Consider the following 17510-nt stretch of genomic DNA (forward strand, 5'->3'; position numbering starts at 1 on the left):
TTGACCGACGCCGCTGAAGCCGATTCCCTTGCACTAGGGGGCAATATCCGCAGCACCCGCATCCTGAAAGGACTCAAGCTGCGCGAGGTCGCCGATCGCGTGGGCTGTTCCGAGAGCATGCTCTCCAAGGTCGAGAACGGCAAGATCACGCCGTCGCTGCGGCTCCTCCACAAGGTCGCCACCAGCTTCGGCACGACGGTGCCCGACCTGCTGGCCGCGCGGGACGACAACCACATCGTGTCGCGCGCGGGTGAACGGCCCGCGTTGCCGATCGACGCCAAAGGCTCGCATGTGGAACGCCTGGTCGCTCCCGATGGCGATCATCTGCTCGAAGGCCATCTGCATGTGATCGCCCCCGGTGGCGGCAGCGAAGGCGTCGTCGCGCACGAAGGCGAAGAGGTGGGCTATGTCGTCGAAGGCCAGCTCGAACTGACGGTGGGCCACGAAACCTTTGTGCTCAATGCCGGCGACTCGTTTTCCTTTCGGTCCGAGATCGCGCACCATTACCGCAACGCCAGCAAGAAGCCGGCGCGAGTCGTCTGGGTCAGCACGCCCGGCCGGCGCAGCAGCGACCCATCGTCGATCGCCAGTCGCAGCCGGCGCCGCAAGCCGCGCTGAATCGCCGCGCAAGGCAGGGCGCCCACGACGCAAGCCACCCTGCCATTTACGCTTGACCCTTACGCCTGACTCTTCGCGCCTCACCCTTCCCCGCCAGGAAAAATGTAAACGCCGATTGACGTCGCGCGCGCACCGCCGCTAAATTCAAGTCGCTTGATTCTAAGTCTATCGACTTGATAACCGGGAGGCGCCCGCTTTGCCGGGCCCGCTTCGACCCGGGTCGGAGACAGTCTTTGCTTCACGGATGCCGGTCGTTCCGACGACGCGGCAGCATGTTTTCCCAGCCCGGAGAAATCGCCGTATGAACAAGCTGATCCCTGCCGTGGTGGCTGGCGTGCTCTGCGCCGCCGCCCTGTCCTCTCCCACGTTTGCGCAGACCTATCCCGACAAGCCGATCCGCGTGATCGTGCCGTATCCGCCAGGCGACCTGGCCGACATCATTGCGCGTCTCATCGGGCCGAAGGTGACCGATCAGCTCGGACAACCGGTGGTGGTGGAAAACCGTCCTGGCGCATCGGGGATGGTGGGCCTGCAAAACGCCACGCAAGCCGCGCCCGATGGCTATACGCTGGTACTCGGCCAGATGGGCAGCATGGCCGTCGCACCCATCATCAACAAGCAGCCCTTCGATGTGCGTGAGGCGTTCGTGCCGGTCGCCATGGCCTACACCAACTACCTGATGCTGGTGTCGAACCCCGACTTTCCAGCCAAGACATTGCCTGACCTGATCGCGTACTCCAAGGCCAACCCAGGCAAGGTCAGCCTGGCCACCAACGGCGAAGGCGGCTTTCCCCACCTTGCGGTCGAATTGCTCAAGCGGCAAACGGGATTCTCGTTCACGCACATTCCATATAAAGGCAGCAACCAGAGCGTGACCGATGTGATTGGCGGGCAGGTGCCGCTGACGATCAGCGGCGCATCGAGCATGAATCCGCACGTCAAGGCGGGCCGCTTGCACGGCATCGCGATCACCGCGCGCGAACGCTCGCGCATCACGCCTGACGTCCCGACATTCAAGGAGACGGTGCCCGACTATGAAGCGCTTGGCTGGTTCGGTTTCTTCGCGCCCACGGGCACGCCCGACGCAATCATCAGCAAGCTGAACATTGCGGTCAATGCCGCGCTCAAGATGCCCGACGTCGCACAAAAAGCCGCGACGCTGGAACTGGATACGTCGCCCGGCTCGCCGCAGTACTTCGGCGTGGTATGGCGGCGCGACTACGACAAGTGGGGCTCGATCATCCGGGACCTGAAGCTCGACACCCCGAAGCCCTGACGGAGACACCATGCAGCAACCCCATTCGGTTTACGAGCCTTTCGGCTGGCATCACTGGCCCGAGGATTTCTGGTTTTCCTACCAGTTCCGGCGCGGGCTTGGCGAGACGCAGGAAGGCGGCGGCGCCGTCAGCGAAGTCTTTCAGGCGGGCAGCAAAATCATTCCCGGGGACCGCGAAAGCTGGTTCAAGGAATGGACGCACATTGCCGATCGCAACGATCGTCGCGGTGACGAGGCCCTGGGCAACGGCCACCTGCGCACGGCAATGAACTGCTGGCTGCGCGCGGCCAACTACTACCGCGAAGCCGAATTCTGGCTGGACGGCCACGACCCGCGACGCCTGGCCACCTACACCCTGTGCGAGAGCGCCTCCGCCAAGGCCTTCACTCGCTTTACGCCGGCTGCCGAAGTCGTCGAGATCCCTTACGAAAACGGCACGACGCTGCCTGCCTATTTCATCCGGTCGGCCAATGGCGGCGACCGTCAGCCCGTTCTGATTTCGGTCGGCGGGCTCGACTCCTTCAAGGACGAGCTGTGGTTCATGACCGGCCGCGGCGCCGTGCAGCGCGGCATGTCGGTGCTGCTGGTGGATGGGCCTGGCCAGGGCGGTGCCTTGCGTCGTCACAAGCTGCCGACCCGCTACGACTACGAAGTGCCCATCGGCGCGTGCATCGACTGGCTCGAACGGCGTTCGGATGTCGACACGTCGCGCATAGCCGTCAGCGGATCCAGCCTGGGCGGCTATTACGCTGCGCGGGCCGCATCCATGGAACCGCGGCTGGCCGCATGCATCTCCCACGGCGCGATCTGGGACATTCACGCCCGCTGGAAGGTGCGGGACGACAGCCATGGACTGGCCGGCCACATGACGTGGGTTTTCGGTGCGAAGAATATGGCCGAAGCCACCGAGATCGCCAAGCCATTCACCCTGGACGGCGTGCTCGAGCACATGAAGTGCCCCTATCTGATCATCCACGGCGGTCATGATGTGCTTGGCGTCGAGGCGGTCCGGACGGTCTACGACTATGCGGTCAAGCATGGCGTCAAAGCCACCTTGCGCCTGACCACCGAGGAAGAAACCGGCGCCGAGCACTGCCAGCACGACAACCCGACCCTTGGCCAGGAACTGATGCTCGACTGGTTGGCGGACGTGTTTGGTATCGACCAGGCCGCGCTGGCCTTCACCCCCGGCTGACAGGAGCCAGCATGAGCCATTGGTTCGAGTACTTTCCCGACAATCACATGTGGTCGCAGGGCATGATGTTCGGCATCGAGATGGCCGCCTGGGGCGCGGCATCCATCGGCGAGATCGATCAGATCGGCCAGAAGCTGCGCGGCCATGAAGGCGACAACGAATTGTGGTGGACCGAGTGGACCGCGATGGCCAGGCGCATCGAAGGCTTCGGCGATGCCGAGGAAGCCCGGGGGCACCGGCTGACATCGGGCGCCTACTATCTGCGCGCGGCCATCTATTACTTTTGCGGCGAGCGCTTCATTGCGCCATCCGAACGCAAGTGGGACACCTATCGCAGTTGCCTGCGTTGCTTCAGCAAAGGGATCGAGCGCCGCTATCCACAGATCGAACGGCTCGACGTGCCCTATGAAGACACGACACTGCCGGCCTGGTTTCTGAAGGCCGATGTGGATGGCCCGGCGCCCACCGTCGTCATGTTCGACGGCCTGGATAACGCCAAGGAAATGAGCGTCCTGTTCGGTGGTGTCGAGATAGCGCGGCGCGGCATCCATGTGCTGGCGATCGATGGACCCGGCCAGGGCGAAGCCTTGCGGCTGCAGGGCATTCCCAGCCGGTATGACTATGAAGTGCCCGCGGGGGCCGCGTACGACCACCTGACCCGGCGCCCGGATGTCGATCCGGAACGGGTGGCCGTCATGGGGTTTTCCATGGGCGGCTATTACGCGCCGCGTGCCGCTGCCATGGATCCGCGCTTTGCGGCCTGCGTCGCGTGGGGCGGCCATTTCGACTACCACGAGTCATGGCAGCGTCGGCGCAAGATCATGGAATCGGGCGGGACCAAACTCTCTGCGCCGGGTTTCCAGTTGCCGTGGGTGCTGGGGAAGCCGGACATCGACGCGTGCATGAAGAAACTCGAGAACTACCGGCTCGACGGCATTGCGCAGAAAATGCGATGCCCCTTCTTCTGCATCCACGGTGAAGACGACAATATCGTGCAGCTCGACTTTGCCGAGCGGCTTTATGCCGCGGTCGGGTCGACCGACAAGACCCTCAAGGTCTTGCGCGCGCACGACGGGGGCAGCGAGCATTGCCAGGAAGACAACCGGCAAGTCGGCGCCAACATCGTGGCCGACTGGCTGGCCGATCACCTGTAGCGGCGCGGGCAGGGCTGCACGCGCCCTGCCAGGCGCGCCTCGCCTTCACCACGCGCTTTGCTTTGGCGCCCCGACCCGCGCCAGGATATGCGGCGCCAGGATGTCCGCCAGCACCGGCATGGCCGATGGCTTGGGATGCACGGAGTCCTTGTAGCAGTCAGGCGACCAGCGCGCGTCATCCGCAATCACTACCGGGTCCCTTACACCGACCGACCGCAACAGCTGGCGCGCGGGCTCGAAGCTGCGCGCCCGCTCGGCCGGATTGCGGCTCTCTTCTGCTGTCGCATACAACACCACGGTCGTCTTCTTGCCGAAAGCCGACATGAAGCGCTCGAGTTCCGCATGCACATCGCCCTGCGGCACCTTCAATGCGTCGGGAGGCGTGCCGCAGGGCTCGAGCCGGTAGACATACTTGTTGAAAAGGAACCATAACGACGAGGTCGGATGCGACCTTGGATGGCTGAATTCGCACGACCACGACGATGCATCGCCAAAGTCGTTGCTGCCAAGCAGGAAGACCACCTCATCGACACGGTCGACCACATCCGGATTGCGCTGCAGCCATTTCAGTTCATTGCGCAGCGACCAGCTGCCCGCCGCGATCGGCCAGACCTTGACGCCGGAGGGCGCAAGCGCCTTCTGCGTGAGCGGGCCGAGCCGTTCCTGCTGCCGGTACGGGTTTCCGCCATCGACGATGCTGTCGCCAACCAGCAGCACGTTGGGCCCGGGTCCAGGCTCGAACTCGGGCGCGCCCATGCTGCGGGAATTGAACTGCCAGTCGTTCTTGTTGAGGAAGGCGCCCTGCTGGTTTGGCTTGGGCACGTAGCCGATGTCAGCGTTGGCTTCGTACAGAGGGAAGTCGAGCAGGCCGAGTTGGCGGGTGGCAATTTCGGCCACGATCAGCAGTCCGCAGAACAGCGTTCCGCCAACCAGAACCGAGCGAAGCAAACGGGAACGAGGGCGCTGTGTCATGCGAGTCCGCCATATGGCAATGGACGTACACAGTACCGGCGATGGCCGAACGGTGCGCCGCTCGTATGATGTAGTGCGTCTACACGGAGCTGGATCGCGGTTCACGCCCGATCGGACCTAGACCGGTGGCACGCCTGCCAGGCTCAACGGCTGGGAAGTGTTGACCCGTGCGGCGTGGCGGGACGCAGGGTCATGCTGCCGATCAGCGCAGCGGTAGCAAGCAGTATCACTGCGGCGCCATAAATATCCGTGGTCGGGATCAGGCCTATCGTACCGACCAGCGCACCGGCCACCATGGCAGGCAGGCTCATCGCGAAATAGCTGAGCACATAGAAGGCAGCCATCAAGCCGGCACGCTCGTGCGGCAAGGCCATGGGCATGACGGTGCGCACGGCGCCAAGAAAGGCTGCGCCGAACCCGACGCCTGCGATGGACGTACCCGCAAAAAATGCTGCGGATGCGTTGGTGTGAACGCCGGCCAGGACGGTGGCGATGCCGACAATCAATGCCGCCGCGCCAATGTTCATGGTGCGGCGGGCTTCGGTATTACGAAAGGCCATGACCGATGCTGCACCGCAGATCGTCAGCGTAAAGACGAGCAGCCCGCCCACCACGGGCGCCTGTTCGCCCGTGACGACGCGGGCAAGCGTGGGGCCCAGGGACAGGAAGAATCCGCCCAGCGCCCAGACCGCCACATCAACCGGGGCCACCAGCATCAACGCGCGGCGCGCCTGTGCCGGCACCCGCACCTTCGGGCGCAATGACGCCAATGCGCCGGGCTGCGGCCGAACGGTCTCGGGAAGGAACAGGGTAATGACGCCCTGGATCAGCAACACGACCAGCAGCACCGCATACACCAGGTGCATGGGCGATGGCGCAAACTGCACGAGCACGCTGGAGCCCAGTGCACCAATGGCCATGCCAACAATAGGCATGACACTATTGATGAGCGCGCCCCAGATGCGGTTGACGTCCAGCAGGGCCGCACCCAGCGCGCTCATGGCGGCGCCCGTGGCCAGGCCCTGCACGACGCGCGCTGCGATCAGCATCGGCACGTCATTGGCCAGGATGAACAGGACCATGGCGACAGCCTGCAAGACCACGGAGGCCAGCACGACGGGCCGGCGTCCCACGTAGTCCGACAGCGCGCCCACGGTCAGCAAGGAAAACAGCAGGCTGAACGCATAGATGCCAAACACCACGGTCAGGGTGATGGGCGAAAAACCCCAGGCTTCGCGGTAGATGCTGTACAGCGGCGTTGGCGCGCTGGAGGCCGCCATGAAAGCGATCAGGATGCTGGCCAGCAGCACGACCGAGCCGGTCGAGCCCAGGCGAGCCCGGCTGGCGGCAGGGCCGGCCGTGGGGTTGCCCGTGGCGTGGGAGGGCGAAGGTTCGGGGGCGCGGGGTGACATGACAACCATCAAGTAAAAGCAAAAATTTTGCGTTAATGCATGGTGCATCAAAGCATCATTTAAAGCAAATAATTTGCTTTAGTGGGATACTGCACGCATTGCCGCTTCTCGGCAGGTCATTGATCGCCACCATGTCTTCCGCTACCAAAGAACGACTCCGCCCCGGCGGCCGCAGTGCGCGGGTCCAGGAATCGGTCCACGCCGCCGTGCGTGCATTGATGGCCGAACACGGCCGCGCCGCGCTGACGGTGCCGCTGATCGCCACGCATGCCGGCGTCACGCCGTCCACCATCTACCGCCGCTGGGGCGACCTGCCGGAACTGCTGGCGGACGTCGCCGTGGAACGTTTGCGGCCCGAGAGCGCGCCGATTTCCACCGGCGACCTGCGCACCGACCTGCAATTGTGGATCGACCAGTTTGTGGACGAGATGTCGTCGGGCCCGGGTCGGACCATGGTGCGCGATGTGCTCGCCGGTGGCGGCGACGGGCCGAACACCTGCTGTTCGTACACGCAGGATCAGCTGGAAATCATTCTTGAGCACGCGGCGCGCCGGGGAGATGTCCACCCGGCCATCGATGCGGTCATGGACGAGATCATCTCGCCCATCATGTACCGCATCGTTTTTCGTGGGGAGACACTGCGGGCCGCGTATGTGCACGGCCTGATCGCAGCCTGTCTGGCGCGGGTCGCGCCCTAGGCGCCGACGCCGCGCCTTATTCGACCGTGGCGCCCGATGCCTGCACGATGCCGCGCCACTTCTGGTAGTCGGACTTGAGCAGCGCCGAGAATGCGTCAGGCGTCATGGCCTGGACTTCGGCGCCCTGCGCGATCACGGCGGCCTGCATCTCGGGCGTGGCCAGCAGCTGATTGACCGCGGTATTCACGGTCGTCACTACCGACTTGGGCGTGCCCGCCGGCATGAACAGGCCATACCAGGTGCTGACGTCAACGCTCGGATAGCCCAGTTCGGCAACGGTCGCGACATCAGGCAGCGACGTGCTGCGCCTGGCGGAGGTGACCGCCAGCGGACGCAGCTTGCCCGCCTTGATCTGCGCCATGGCCGAGGCCACCGACGACACCATCAGATCCACATTGCCCGACAGCACGTCGAGCATGGCCGCGTTCGATCCCTTGTAGGGGATGTGGCGGATGTCGATCTGCGCGGCGCCCTTGAAGATCTCGCCGGCCAGATGAATGGTGGTGCCATTACCGGGCGAACCGTAGGTCACGTTGCCGGGTTCGGCCTTGGCAATGGTGACCACGTCCGCCAGGGTCTTGAAGCGGGAATTGACGCTGGTCACGATCATGATGGGCGTGAAGCCGACATGCGCGACGGCCACCAGGTCACGGGTAGGGTCGTAGCTGAGGTTCTTGTACAGCCAGGGCGCGACCACCAGGTTGTCCTTCTGGCCCATGACCATTTCATAGCCCGTTGGCGCTGCGCGGACCGCTTCGGTGATGCCGATGGTGCCGCCCGCGCCGGCGCGGTTTTCGGCCACCACGGTCCACTTCTGGACTTCCGTCAGTTTGTTCGCCACCAGTCGCGCCAGGATGTCCGTGCCGCCCCCCGGCGGGAAGGGCACGATCATGCGAATGGGCTTGGCGGGGAACGTTTGCGCCTGGGCATGCACGGCGGTCGCGCCGAACGACGCCAACGTGGCCGATGTGACAACGGCCAGACCCAGACACGAAAAAACCTTGCGAATCACAACTGTCTCCTTGTTTTCACCCGTAAGCATAAGCGGAAAGACAAGAAGATGCGTTGTCCGGAGCCGCGCCGGAACAGTGCGCGCGGCCCGCTGCCACGTCAACCCGGGCTTTTTCCGAGACCGGCCAGATCGTGCAGTTGTTGCAGCAACGCGTCGGGAATCGTCACGCCGTCGGCCGCGGCCTTCTCGCTCAGGGATCCGCGACGCGCGCCCGGCAGGCGCACGCCTTCGTCTTCCTGCATTGCGTCGACCAGGGCTTCGACACGGTCCAGGTAGGCCGACTGGCCTGCCAGCGCGCCCGGGTCGATGACCAGAAACGCATGGCCGACACGCGGCTGCTCGCCTTCGTCGGTCAGGAAGGAGTCGGCCTCGAAGCCGAAGTGGGCGCCGGTCAGCGCGCAGGCCAGCAGTTCCACGACCAGGGCCAGCATTGCGCCCTTGACGCCGCCCATGGGCAGCATGCTGCCAGCCAGTCCGGCTTTCGGATCGGTGGTGGGCTTGCCATCAGCATCGAGCGCCCAGCCCAGCGGGATCTCGCGGCCTTCCTTGGCCGCGACCATCAGTTTGCCGCGCGCCACTTCGGACAAGGACAGATCGATCAGGATGCGCGCGCCATTGCGGCGGGGAAACACCGCCGCAATGGGATTGGTGCCGAACAGCGCGCGTTTGCCGCCCCAGGCCGGCATGGCAGCGGGCGAATTGCTGAACGCCAGACCGACCATGCCTGCCTGCGCCACGGCTTCAAGGTGGTAGGCGCCCGCCCCGAAGTGATGGCTGTTGGTCACGCCCGCGAACGCGACGCCATGGTCCCGCGCACGGCGCACGGCGGTATCGACAGCCTCGGCGCATGCCGGATAGGCCAGGCCCGCGCCCGCATCGATCAGGACCGCCCCGCCCCGCTCCCGCAGCACACGGGGCTGCGCCGTGCCAACCGCGCGCCCATTGCGCAAGTGCGCCGCGTAGGCGGGCACCCGGGCCACGCCATGCGAGGCCAGACCCTGGCTGTCCGCATAGACGAGCGCCCGCGCCGTTGCGTCCGCCATCGCCCCATCGGCGCCACTGGCCGCCAGCGCGCGTTGCGCCAGGGCCAGCAGATCATCGGTCGAGATTGTTGCCATGATCAACGACCTCCTTGGGCTGACCCATCGAGCACGGCCGCGACGCGGTCCGCCACGACGCTGGACACGCGTTCATTCGCTTCCTGGGTGAGCCCCGCAATATGCGGCGTCAGGATCAGATTGGGTGCATCGGCCAGCGCACCGCCCGCCTTGACCGGTTCCTGGTCGAAGACATCGATGGCGGCGCCCCGCAACTGGCCGCTCTTCAACGCCCCCGCCAGGGCCGCCTCGTCAACAATGCCGCCGCGTGCCGTATTGATCAGTATGCTGCCCGCTTTCATGCTGGCGATCCGGGCGCTGTCGAAGAGGTTGCGGGTGTCCGGCGTCAGCGGAATGTGCAGCGTGATCACGTCGGCCGTTGCCAGCAAGGCGTCCAGTTCCAGGCGCTGCACGCCCGTGTTCTTCCAGACGCTGCTTTCCGCAGGCAGCATGGGATCGTACGCCGCCACCTGCATGCCAATGCCTTGCGCCAGTCTGGCGACCAGTTGCCCGATTCCGCCAAAGCCCACGATGCCCAGCGTGCGCTGCTCGGCCTCCAGACCATTGGAATAGGCCGTACGCGGCCAGGCGCCCGCGGCCACCTCGGCGCTGGCCGTGTAGGCGCCGCGCAGCAGCATCAGCGACGTCGCAATGACGTATTCCGCCACCGCGCGCGCATTGGCCCCGGTGGCCGGGATCACCTCGATGCCGCGGTCGCGGCAGGCGGCCACGTCGATGTTGTCCAGCCCCACCCCGAGCCGCCCCACCACCTTCAAGCGCGGCGCTGCCGCCAGCATCTCGGCATTGACCTGCGTGCGGTTGCGCACGATGACTGCCTCGGCGTCCTGCAGGGCAGACAGCAACTCGTTGCGCCTGTCCACCAGATCGGGCTCGTACCTGACATCGAAGCGGCGGGCCAGCGCATGGACTGCGGCCTCGTCCATGAACTCCGTGATGATGATCCGCATACTGTCATTCTCCTTGTTCGTTGCGTCGGTCTTGTGCGGGGGGTGCCGGGTCAGCGTGCCTCGTCAGCATGCCGCGTCGGCGGGCTGCCCTCAGCCGACCGATATTTTGGCGTCCTGGATGATCTTGCGCCAGCGCACGACTTCGCTGTCCAGGTAGGTCCGGAATTCTGCCGGTCCGCGCGGCTGCGGCGAAAAGCCCAGCTGCACCATGGCCTGCTTCATTTCCGGGCGCGACATCTGTTCGACGATCGCCTTGCCCGCCTGCTGCACAATCTGCGGCGGTGTGTTGGCGGGCGCCAGCACACCGGTGAAATTGTCCACGATCAGGCCCGGCATGCCCGCCTCGGCCACCGTCGGCACATCAGGCAGGTCCGGCGTGCGCGCCTTGGCGGTCACGGCCAGCGCGCGCAATGCGCCGCTTTTCACGTGGGGCAAGGATTCGGGATAGTTGGAAAAGATGACATCCAGGTGGCCTCCCATCAGGTCCACCAGCGATGGCGCGCCGCCCTTGTAGGGCGCATGCGTCATGGACACGCCCGTCAGGCTTTCGTACAGCGCCAGCGCCAGATGGGGCGGCGTGCCACTGCCGCTCGAACCGGCCGACAGATTGCGAGTCTTGGCCACGCGGGTCAGGTCGTCCAGGGTCTTGATGTCGCTTTTGGCGTTGACAACCACCATCATGCCGCACGACGCCAGGCCCGCGATCGGGGTCAGGTCCTTCATCAGGTCGTAGCCGGTCTTGCCTTCGAACAGCGTCACGTTGGCGACATGGGTTAGCGTGATGGCCAGCCAGGTGTAGCCATCCCCCGCCGCGCGCGCGACGTGCGAGGCGCCAATGTTGGCGCTGCCGCCGGGTCTGTTCTCGACGACCACATTCCACTTCTCGGCATCGCTCAGCGCTTTGCCCACCTGCCGCGCGGCTACGTCGGTCAGCCCGCCTGGCGGGAATGGCACGACATAGTTGATGGGCCGTTCCGGCCACGCACCGCCGGCCTGCGCCGCGAATGTCCAGGGCGAAACGGCACAGAGCCCGCCTGCCCCCAGCATGCCCAGCACGCGCCGGCGTGACGCGTCCCAACCTCCGTCCGATCGTTCGATAGTCATGATGGTGTCCTCCGTGGGTGGTTTGTGTGGACAGCACGACGCCTGCCGATGTGGCATGACGTGGATGGTCCATGTCTCCTCCACCCGGCTGCGTAGCCGGGCTTGCCGCCATCGCGGCGTCCGGCGATCTGTGCGCCGGTACGCTGCGAAGCTTGGATGCGGCAGCGAACGCCGGCCCGCAGGCCGGCGTCCGTCAGATCACGCGCTTTCGAACAGGCGCGTCAGCACGAACTCGCGATGGCCCAGGGCTTCGGCCGCGGTCCACCGGCCGTTGGCGGTGGCCAGCATGCATTCAAGCAGCTTGTCGCCCGCCTGGTCCAGATCGATCTCGCGTTGCAGCAGGCCGGACGTATCGACGTCGACGTGCTCGGACATGGTCCGTACGGTACGCGGATTCGCGCAGATCTTGATGACAGGCAGAATGGGATTGCCGATCACGTTGCCCTGCCCCGTCGGGAAAAAGTGCACGGCATAGCCCGACGCGGCGCACAGGGTCACCATCTCGGCCGCGGCCGACGACGAGTCCATGAACCACAGGCCGGACGACGTCGGCATCTCGGCCTTGTCGAGCACCCCGTCGATCTTGCACGTCTTGCCGATCTTCTGGATGTTGCCCATCGCCTTTTCTTCGATGGTGGTCAGGCCGCCCGCGATGTTGCCCTTGGTCGGCTGCGACTCGGACAGGTCGGTCGTTTTCCAGCGGTCGATCATCTTTTGATAGCGATCGAACATGAACATGAACTTTTCGCGTACGGCATCGTTCGCGCAGCGCGCGGCCACGATGTGTTCGCCGCCGGTCAGTTCCGACGTTTCGCCGAACACCAGGGTGTTGCCCAGGCCGTAAAGCTTGTCGAAGGCGTTGCCCACGGTCGGGTTCGCGCCACAGCCCGATGTCGTATCCGACTCGCCGCATTTGGTCGACACCCACAGGTCCGAGATCGGGCATTCGGTCCGCGTCAGGGCGGTCGCGTAGTGCACGTATTCCTTGGCCGTCTTGGACGCACGCATGATGGTGTCGTGGTCGCCATGCAGCTCGATGCTGAAGCCCGCGACCGGCTTGCCGGTGGTGGCGATGGCATCCACCACGCGTTTGGTCCAGCCTTCTTCGATGCCGATCACGACGACGGCCGCCACGTTGGGATTGCAGCCCGTGCCGATCAGCGTGCGGAAATGGAGTTCAAGATCTTCGCCGAACTGCAGGCGGCCATACGGATGCGGCAGGGCGAGCGTGCCCTTGATGTTGTTGGCGACGGCTTCGGCCGCGGCGTTCGAGATGTCATCGACCGGCAGCACGATGACGTGGTTGCGGACACCCACGCGACCGTTGTCGCGGCGATAGCCCTGGAAAGTGGAAGTAGAGGTAACAACGGCCATGGTCGGATCCTTGAATGTGGGACTGCGCAGCAGGGCGCGAGGCGCCTTTGACGTTGACGTGGCGACGCGCTTACCAGCGCTTGGTCTTGATGTTGTGGACGTGGGCGTGTTCGCCGGCCTTGATCGGCGCAACCACCTTGCCGATGTCGACACCATATTTGTAGATGGTGTCGCCGGTGGCCATGTCCTTGAGCGCGACCTTGTGGCCGATCGGGATGTCCTGCAGCGCCTTGACCGAGATCAGTTGGTCCTCGTCCATTACCCAGGCGCTCATGTCGGTGCCTGCGGTGATGCCCTCCACCACGGCCACGGCGACCGTGTCTTTCGAGTCGTGCAATACGGCGTGAATCATGTCTTCCTCCGGTTGCCGGTGCGATCGCGGGAAGCGCGTCGCACCTTGTTGCGTTGTCGGTGTTGCCATCTTAGGGGCCGACTTTTCCGAAGTCAACTAAATCATCTATATGATTTGAATGACTGCATGGCCGTGCATCGGCTGGCGGTACAATCGGGGCATTGCAACCACCTTATCCGTCCATGAAGAACAGCAACCTGTCGACCATGATCTCGGCCCTGCCCAGCGACGCCCAGGCGGGCGCGCCGCTTTATGCCCAGGTCAAGCAGGCCGTGCTCGACGCGCTATCGCATGGCGAGTGGAAGCAGGGCGAAGCCATCCCGCCCGAAAAGCTTCTGGCCGAGCGCTTCGGCGTATCGATCGGCACGCTGCGCAAGGCCATCGATGAACTGTCTTCCGAAAACATATTGGTGCGGCAGCAGGGTCGCGGCACCTACGTGGCGATCCACAACCGCAATCATCACTTCTTCAAGTTCTTCCGGGTGGTGGGCCAGGATGGCGTGAAGACCTATCCGGTCACCACCCTGCTCAAGTTCCGCCGGTTGCGGGCCACGGGCCCCGTGCGCGATGCGCTGCGTCTGGACGCGGGCGATCAGGTGTTCGAGTTTTCGAACCGGCTGGTGCTCAATGGCGATGTCGTCATGGTCGATACGATCACCGTCCCCGAGCCTCGCTTCAAGGGCCTGACCGAACAGATGCTGCGCGAACGTCCAAGCACCCTCTACAACTTCTACCAGGACACCTTCAACATCAATGTCATTGCGACCGACGAGCGCCTGCGTGCCTGCAGCGCCGACGAGATCCACGCGGCGTGGCTGGAGGTGGCCGTCGGCGCGCCGCTGCTCGAAGTACGCCGGCTGGCCTACTCCTTCAACCGTGAGCCGGTCGAATGGCGGGTCTCGCGGGTGAACACCGACAAGTACGAGTACCTGGGTCAGGCGCCCGGCACGCCACCGGCAAGCTGATACGCGCTCACCGCTCGACACACCCTGCTGCATCCGCCTACGTCGGGGGCCCGGTGATTCGGATATAGTCATTCGCCCCCTACTCCCCACAGGAATGCACGCGGATGGATGAACGAGCGGCAAGAGACGTGCTGGCGATCCGCGCGATCGAAACCACGGATACGGCGCATGCGGTGCTTGATGACGCCGCGTACCGCGAGGCCAGCCTGAGCGCGCGCCGCCAGCTGCAGCTGGGCGCATCGGGCGACGCGGCCGCGGTCACGCCCGACGCCTTCCTTGCCCGGCGCGCCGATCTGCTGCTGACCGATCTCGCCACACACACGCCAGGACTTGCGGCATGGCGCCAGCCGCTGCGATGGCCGACGCTGCTGGTCGTCGTGCTGCCCGTGATCGCGTTGATATCGGGCATGCTGACCGAACGTATCGCGAACCCGCACCGGATGGACCTGCTGTCCTTGCCGCTGCTCGGCATCGTGGGCTGGAACGTGCTGGTGTATGTCGGCATGCTGGTGATGGCGGTGCTTCCTTCCGCGTCGGCACGACTGCCGCAATGGCAGCTGCCGGCATGGTTGTCGGGCGCGACGCGGCGTCTGCATGGCCGTCCCACGCCTGCCGTGGCCAAGGCAATCGCTGCCTTTCAACACGATTGGCAGGTCCGCGCAGCGCCGCTGACGGCGGCCCGCTGGCGCAGGGCGTTGCACTTGGCCGCCGCGGCGCTGGCCGCTGGCGTCATTGCGTCGCTGTACCTGCGGGGGTTGACGGTCGAATACCGCGTCGGCTGGGAAAGCACGTTCATGGATGCGCCCGGGGTGCATCGTCTCCTGGCTATCGTGTTTTCGCCAGTGACTGCGCTGTTTCCTGCGCTGAACTGGCTGCCTACCGATATCGCGGCGCTGCGCTTTTCGGACAGCGGCGGCACGGCCAATGGCGCGCCCTGGATCCATCGGTACGCCCTGTTGTTCCTGCTGTTGATCGTGGTGCCGCGCATTGTCATGGCAGCGTATGCGCACTGGCGCGCGGCCCGCTTGCAGGCCCACTTTCCCGTGCCCTACGACGAGCCCTATTTCCGTCGCCTGCTGGGCGCGCTCGGTTCGCAAGCCTTGGTGTTGCGAGTCATCCCCTACAGTTTTGCGGTCGACGAGCACCGCGATGCTGGCCTCAAAGCCTTTGCGCGCACGCTGCTCGGTGACACGGCGCAGATGACGCTGCGGCCTGCTGCGGCCTATGGCGATACGCCCGAGGCGGCGCTGACCGGGACCGATGTTACGCACGACACCGCAACCACGACCCTGGTGCTGTTCAACCTGTCGGCCACGCCGGAGATCGACACGCACGGCGCGTTCGTCGATCACCTGTTGCGGGCCTTGCCCGGCAAGGTCGCCGTGGCCGTGGACACGTCCGCCTATGCGCAGCGCCTGGGCGGAGCGGGCGATGCCGCCGCCCGCCTGTCGCAGCGCCGCCAGCTGTGGCAGGACTTTGCGAACCTGCACAAGGTTCACCTTCATGTGATCGATCTGCTTGCCGGAGAACGGCCATGAATACAGCGCCCATTCGCCTGCAGCTGTGCCTGGTGTCACACACCAATGCAGGCAAGACCACCTTGGCCCGGACCCTGCTGCTGCGCGATGTAGGTGAGGTGCGAGACGCCGCCCACGTGACCGAAACCGCCGACGCCCATACCCTGCTCACGTCGCCCGAAGGTGACGAGTTGACCTTGTGGGACACGCCCGGCTTTGGCGATTCGGTGCGCCTGGCCAAACGATTGAGCCAGTCTGGCAATCCGGTCGGCTGGTTCCTGAGTGAAGTGTGGGACCGCATGCGCGACCGGCCCTTCTACCTGAGCCAGCGCGCACTGCAGGCCGCGCGCGACCATGCAGACGTGGTGCTCTATCTGGTCAACGCATCCGAAGACCCGCAAGACGCCGGCTACGTCGTACCGGAAATGCAATTGCTGCAGTGGCTGGGCAAGCCGGTCGTTGTGCTTCTCAACCAGATGGGGCCGCCTGCGCCCGCCAATGCCGAACAAGCGGATATCCGCAAATGGTCGCAGGCTCTGAGGACGTCTACGGTGGTTCGCGCGGTGCTGCCCATGGACGCCTTTGCGCGATGCTGGGTGCACGAGGGCGTGCTGTTCGAAAGCCTGGTGGACCTGGCGCCTGCCGACAAGCGCGACGGCGCGCAGCGGTTGGTTGCGACCTGGGAAGCGCGCAACACCGACCGCTTCGATGCGTCAATGCGCGCCTTGGCGGACCTGCTGGCCGCCGCCGCGCGCGAAAAGCAACCGATGGCCGACAGCGCGCCGACATGGAAGAAGGCGCTGCATGCCGTCACCCCCGGCAAACGAGTGGCCCATCCAGCGCAGGACGACGCCCTGCGCGCCCTCGTCGAACGCGTGGCGGGCGTCGAATCACAGACCACCCTGAAGCTGCTGGCCCTGCATGGCCTGGACGGCAAGGTGGCGGCGCGCGTGAACGAGCGCCTGAGCGAACATGTCAACGTCCGCACCCCGGTCGGCGTGAAGCAGGCCGGTCTGGTGGGCGCGATTCTGTCGGGCGCGGCCACAGGCGCGTCGGCCGATGTCCTGAGTGGCGGCCTGACCCTGGGCAGCGGCATGGTGGTCGGCGCCGTGGTGGGCGCGGCCACCTTTGCCGGTGCGGCCTGGGGCGTCAACAAGGCCAGCGGCGCGGATCGCGCCACCGTGCGACTGAGCCATGCCTACCTGCAGGCCCTGGCCGAAGCCGGCCTGCTACGCTATCTGGCGATCACGCACTTCGGCCGTGGACGGGGCAACTTCGTCGAAGGAGAGGCTCCGCCCTTCTGGCGCGACGACGTCGCACGCGTCGTGGGCGAGCGGGCCGACCCGTTGCAGGAAGCGTGGACCGCAGCGCGCAATGCACCGGACGACAACGCCCCCGTCGCAACGCTTGCCCGATTGCTTGCCGATGCGATGGCCCATTTGCTCGAACAACTGTACCCAGAAGCGGAAAAGCTGAAATTGCGCCACATCGAGGATGAGGCCAGGGAGCAGGACGTCAGTGGGTCGGGAGTAGGACGCGACTAGGACGGTTGAGGAACTCAACGCTGGGACGCGACTAGGACGAGGGTAGGACGACGCTGGGACCGGGGTGGGACGCGTGCCGTCATCTGATGCCGTCGCATTCATCCCGAATAGCACCGCCGCCCTAGGGTTCGCACTGATATGTCGGCCGCGCGGCATCGGGTTGAATCCTTTAAGGTTCAACTACGCGCGACGCTTGCCGTCGCGGCCGTACGTTGGCATCCATTTATCCCCATTACCTTGACCGGCGCCCCG

At 65.3% G+C, this 17510-nt stretch carries 16 protein-coding genes; 8 read left to right on the top strand and 8 right to left on the bottom strand.

Annotated elements, in window-relative coordinates; genetic code table 11:
- The 4 genes from IE116_RS10420 to IE116_RS10435 all read left to right on the top strand — a co-directional run bounded on the left by IE116_RS10420 (nt 1) and on the right by IE116_RS10435 (nt 4243).
- Nucleotides 1-618 carry a cupin domain-containing protein gene (locus IE116_RS10420; protein WP_189612185.1) on the top strand — a complete coding sequence of 206 codons (618 nt, stop codon included), beginning with the start codon at nt 1-3 and terminating at the stop codon, nt 616-618.
- A 301-nt stretch (nt 619-919) separates the two neighbouring features.
- Nucleotides 920-1894 (top strand): Bug family tripartite tricarboxylate transporter substrate binding protein, encoded by a 975-nt coding sequence (locus IE116_RS10425; RefSeq protein ID WP_189612187.1) that lies wholly within the window; start codon nt 920-922, stop codon nt 1892-1894.
- A 10-nt stretch (nt 1895-1904) separates the two neighbouring features.
- Nucleotides 1905-3089 carry an alpha/beta hydrolase family protein gene (locus IE116_RS10430; RefSeq protein WP_189612189.1) on the top strand — a complete coding sequence of 395 codons (1185 nt, stop codon included), beginning with the start codon at nt 1905-1907 and terminating at the stop codon, nt 3087-3089.
- A gap of 11 nt (nt 3090-3100) precedes the next feature.
- Complete coding sequence (locus tag IE116_RS10435; RefSeq protein WP_189612191.1) at nt 3101-4243, top strand: alpha/beta hydrolase family protein; 1143 nt, start codon at nt 3101-3103, stop codon at nt 4241-4243.
- A 45-nt stretch (nt 4244-4288) separates the two neighbouring features.
- Here the strand turns inward: IE116_RS10435 and IE116_RS10440 are convergent, their stop codons facing one another.
- Nucleotides 4289-5215 (bottom strand): SGNH/GDSL hydrolase family protein, encoded by a 927-nt coding sequence (locus IE116_RS10440; protein WP_189612193.1) that lies wholly within the window; start codon nt 5213-5215, stop codon nt 4289-4291.
- A gap of 143 nt (nt 5216-5358) precedes the next feature.
- Nucleotides 5359-6627, bottom strand: a complete 1269-nt coding sequence (locus IE116_RS10445) for an MFS transporter (RefSeq protein WP_189612195.1) — start codon at nt 6625-6627, stop codon at nt 5359-5361.
- A gap of 131 nt (nt 6628-6758) precedes the next feature.
- On the opposite strand from IE116_RS10445, the gene IE116_RS10450 reads away from it, so the two are divergent.
- On the top strand, nt 6759-7325 hold the full coding sequence (locus IE116_RS10450) for a TetR/AcrR family transcriptional regulator (RefSeq protein WP_189612197.1): 567 nt from the start codon (nt 6759-6761) through the stop codon (nt 7323-7325).
- A 16-nt stretch (nt 7326-7341) separates the two neighbouring features.
- On the opposite strand, the gene IE116_RS10455 is transcribed toward IE116_RS10450, so the two are convergent.
- From IE116_RS10455 to IE116_RS10480, 6 genes are all read right to left on the bottom strand, one after another.
- Nucleotides 7342-8337 carry a Bug family tripartite tricarboxylate transporter substrate binding protein gene (locus tag IE116_RS10455; RefSeq protein WP_373302987.1) on the bottom strand — a complete coding sequence of 332 codons (996 nt, stop codon included), beginning with the start codon at nt 8335-8337 and terminating at the stop codon, nt 7342-7344.
- Between the two features lie 98 nt (nt 8338-8435).
- Nucleotides 8436-9455 (bottom strand): Ldh family oxidoreductase, encoded by a 1020-nt coding sequence (locus tag IE116_RS10460; RefSeq protein ID WP_189612201.1) that lies wholly within the window; start codon nt 9453-9455, stop codon nt 8436-8438.
- Nucleotides 9456-9457: 2 nt separating this feature from the next.
- The gene (locus tag IE116_RS10465; protein WP_189612203.1) at nt 9458-10402 is read right to left on the bottom strand and encodes a hydroxyacid dehydrogenase; all 945 of its coding nucleotides are present in this window, start codon (nt 10400-10402) and stop codon (nt 9458-9460) included.
- Between the two features lie 90 nt (nt 10403-10492).
- Nucleotides 10493-11506, bottom strand: a complete 1014-nt coding sequence (locus IE116_RS10470; protein ID WP_189612206.1) for a Bug family tripartite tricarboxylate transporter substrate binding protein — start codon at nt 11504-11506, stop codon at nt 10493-10495.
- 198 nt (nt 11507-11704) lie between these two features.
- The gene (locus IE116_RS10475; RefSeq protein WP_179585488.1) at nt 11705-12880 is read right to left on the bottom strand and encodes a UxaA family hydrolase; all 1176 of its coding nucleotides are present in this window, start codon (nt 12878-12880) and stop codon (nt 11705-11707) included.
- A 70-nt stretch (nt 12881-12950) separates the two neighbouring features.
- Nucleotides 12951-13232, bottom strand: a complete 282-nt coding sequence (locus IE116_RS10480; protein ID WP_179585486.1) for a UxaA family hydrolase — start codon at nt 13230-13232, stop codon at nt 12951-12953.
- Between the two features lie 206 nt (nt 13233-13438).
- Here IE116_RS10480 and IE116_RS10485 point away from each other — a divergent pair, with 206 nt between their 5' ends.
- The 3 genes from IE116_RS10485 to IE116_RS10495 all read left to right on the top strand — a co-directional run bounded on the left by IE116_RS10485 (nt 13439) and on the right by IE116_RS10495 (nt 17258).
- Nucleotides 13439-14197, top strand: coding sequence for a GntR family transcriptional regulator (locus IE116_RS10485; protein WP_189614562.1), 759 nt, complete (start codon nt 13439-13441; stop codon nt 14195-14197).
- Nucleotides 14198-14301: 104 nt separating this feature from the next.
- A complete protein-coding gene (locus IE116_RS10490) occupies nt 14302-15735 on the top strand; it encodes a DUF2868 domain-containing protein (protein WP_189612208.1) in 1434 nt (477 codons plus the stop codon).
- On the top strand, nt 15732-17258 hold the full coding sequence (locus IE116_RS10495; RefSeq protein ID WP_189612209.1) for a DUF3482 domain-containing protein: 1527 nt from the start codon (nt 15732-15734) through the stop codon (nt 17256-17258). The genes IE116_RS10490 and IE116_RS10495 overlap by 4 nt, the downstream gene beginning before the upstream one ends.
- Nucleotides 17259-17510 lie beyond the last annotated feature (252 nt).

This window comes from Pigmentiphaga litoralis (assembly GCF_014651835.1).
GTDB lineage: Bacteria > Pseudomonadota > Gammaproteobacteria > Burkholderiales > Burkholderiaceae_B > Pigmentiphaga > Pigmentiphaga litoralis.

What these genes read in the sequence shown, in the direction of transcription:
- IE116_RS10480 (WP_179585486.1), bottom strand. Translation starts at nt 13,232, where the DNA reads ATGATTCACGCCGTATTGCACGACTCGAAAGACACGGTCGCCGTGGCC.
- IE116_RS10425 (WP_189612187.1), top strand. Translation starts at nt 920, where the DNA reads ATGAACAAGCTGATCCCTGCCGTGGTGGCTGGCGTGCTCTGCGCCGCC.
- IE116_RS10445 (WP_189612195.1), bottom strand. Translation starts at nt 6,627, where the DNA reads ATGTCACCCCGCGCCCCCGAACCTTCGCCCTCCCACGCCACGGGCAAC.
- IE116_RS10460 (WP_189612201.1), bottom strand. Translation starts at nt 9,455, where the DNA reads ATGGCAACAATCTCGACCGATGATCTGCTGGCCCTGGCGCAACGCGCG.
- IE116_RS10450 (WP_189612197.1), top strand. Translation starts at nt 6,759, where the DNA reads ATGTCTTCCGCTACCAAAGAACGACTCCGCCCCGGCGGCCGCAGTGCG.
- IE116_RS10435 (WP_189612191.1), top strand. Translation starts at nt 3,101, where the DNA reads ATGAGCCATTGGTTCGAGTACTTTCCCGACAATCACATGTGGTCGCAG.
- IE116_RS10495 (WP_189612209.1), top strand. Translation starts at nt 15,732, where the DNA reads ATGAATACAGCGCCCATTCGCCTGCAGCTGTGCCTGGTGTCACACACC.
- IE116_RS10465 (WP_189612203.1), bottom strand. Translation starts at nt 10,402, where the DNA reads ATGCGGATCATCATCACGGAGTTCATGGACGAGGCCGCAGTCCATGCG.
- IE116_RS10470 (WP_189612206.1), bottom strand. Translation starts at nt 11,506, where the DNA reads ATGACTATCGAACGATCGGACGGAGGTTGGGACGCGTCACGCCGGCGC.
- IE116_RS10490 (WP_189612208.1), top strand. Translation starts at nt 14,302, where the DNA reads ATGGATGAACGAGCGGCAAGAGACGTGCTGGCGATCCGCGCGATCGAA.
- IE116_RS10440 (WP_189612193.1), bottom strand. Translation starts at nt 5,215, where the DNA reads ATGACACAGCGCCCTCGTTCCCGTTTGCTTCGCTCGGTTCTGGTTGGC.
- IE116_RS10430 (WP_189612189.1), top strand. Translation starts at nt 1,905, where the DNA reads ATGCAGCAACCCCATTCGGTTTACGAGCCTTTCGGCTGGCATCACTGG.
- IE116_RS10485 (WP_189614562.1), top strand. Translation starts at nt 13,439, where the DNA reads ATGATCTCGGCCCTGCCCAGCGACGCCCAGGCGGGCGCGCCGCTTTAT.
- IE116_RS10475 (WP_179585488.1), bottom strand. Translation starts at nt 12,880, where the DNA reads ATGGCCGTTGTTACCTCTACTTCCACTTTCCAGGGCTATCGCCGCGAC.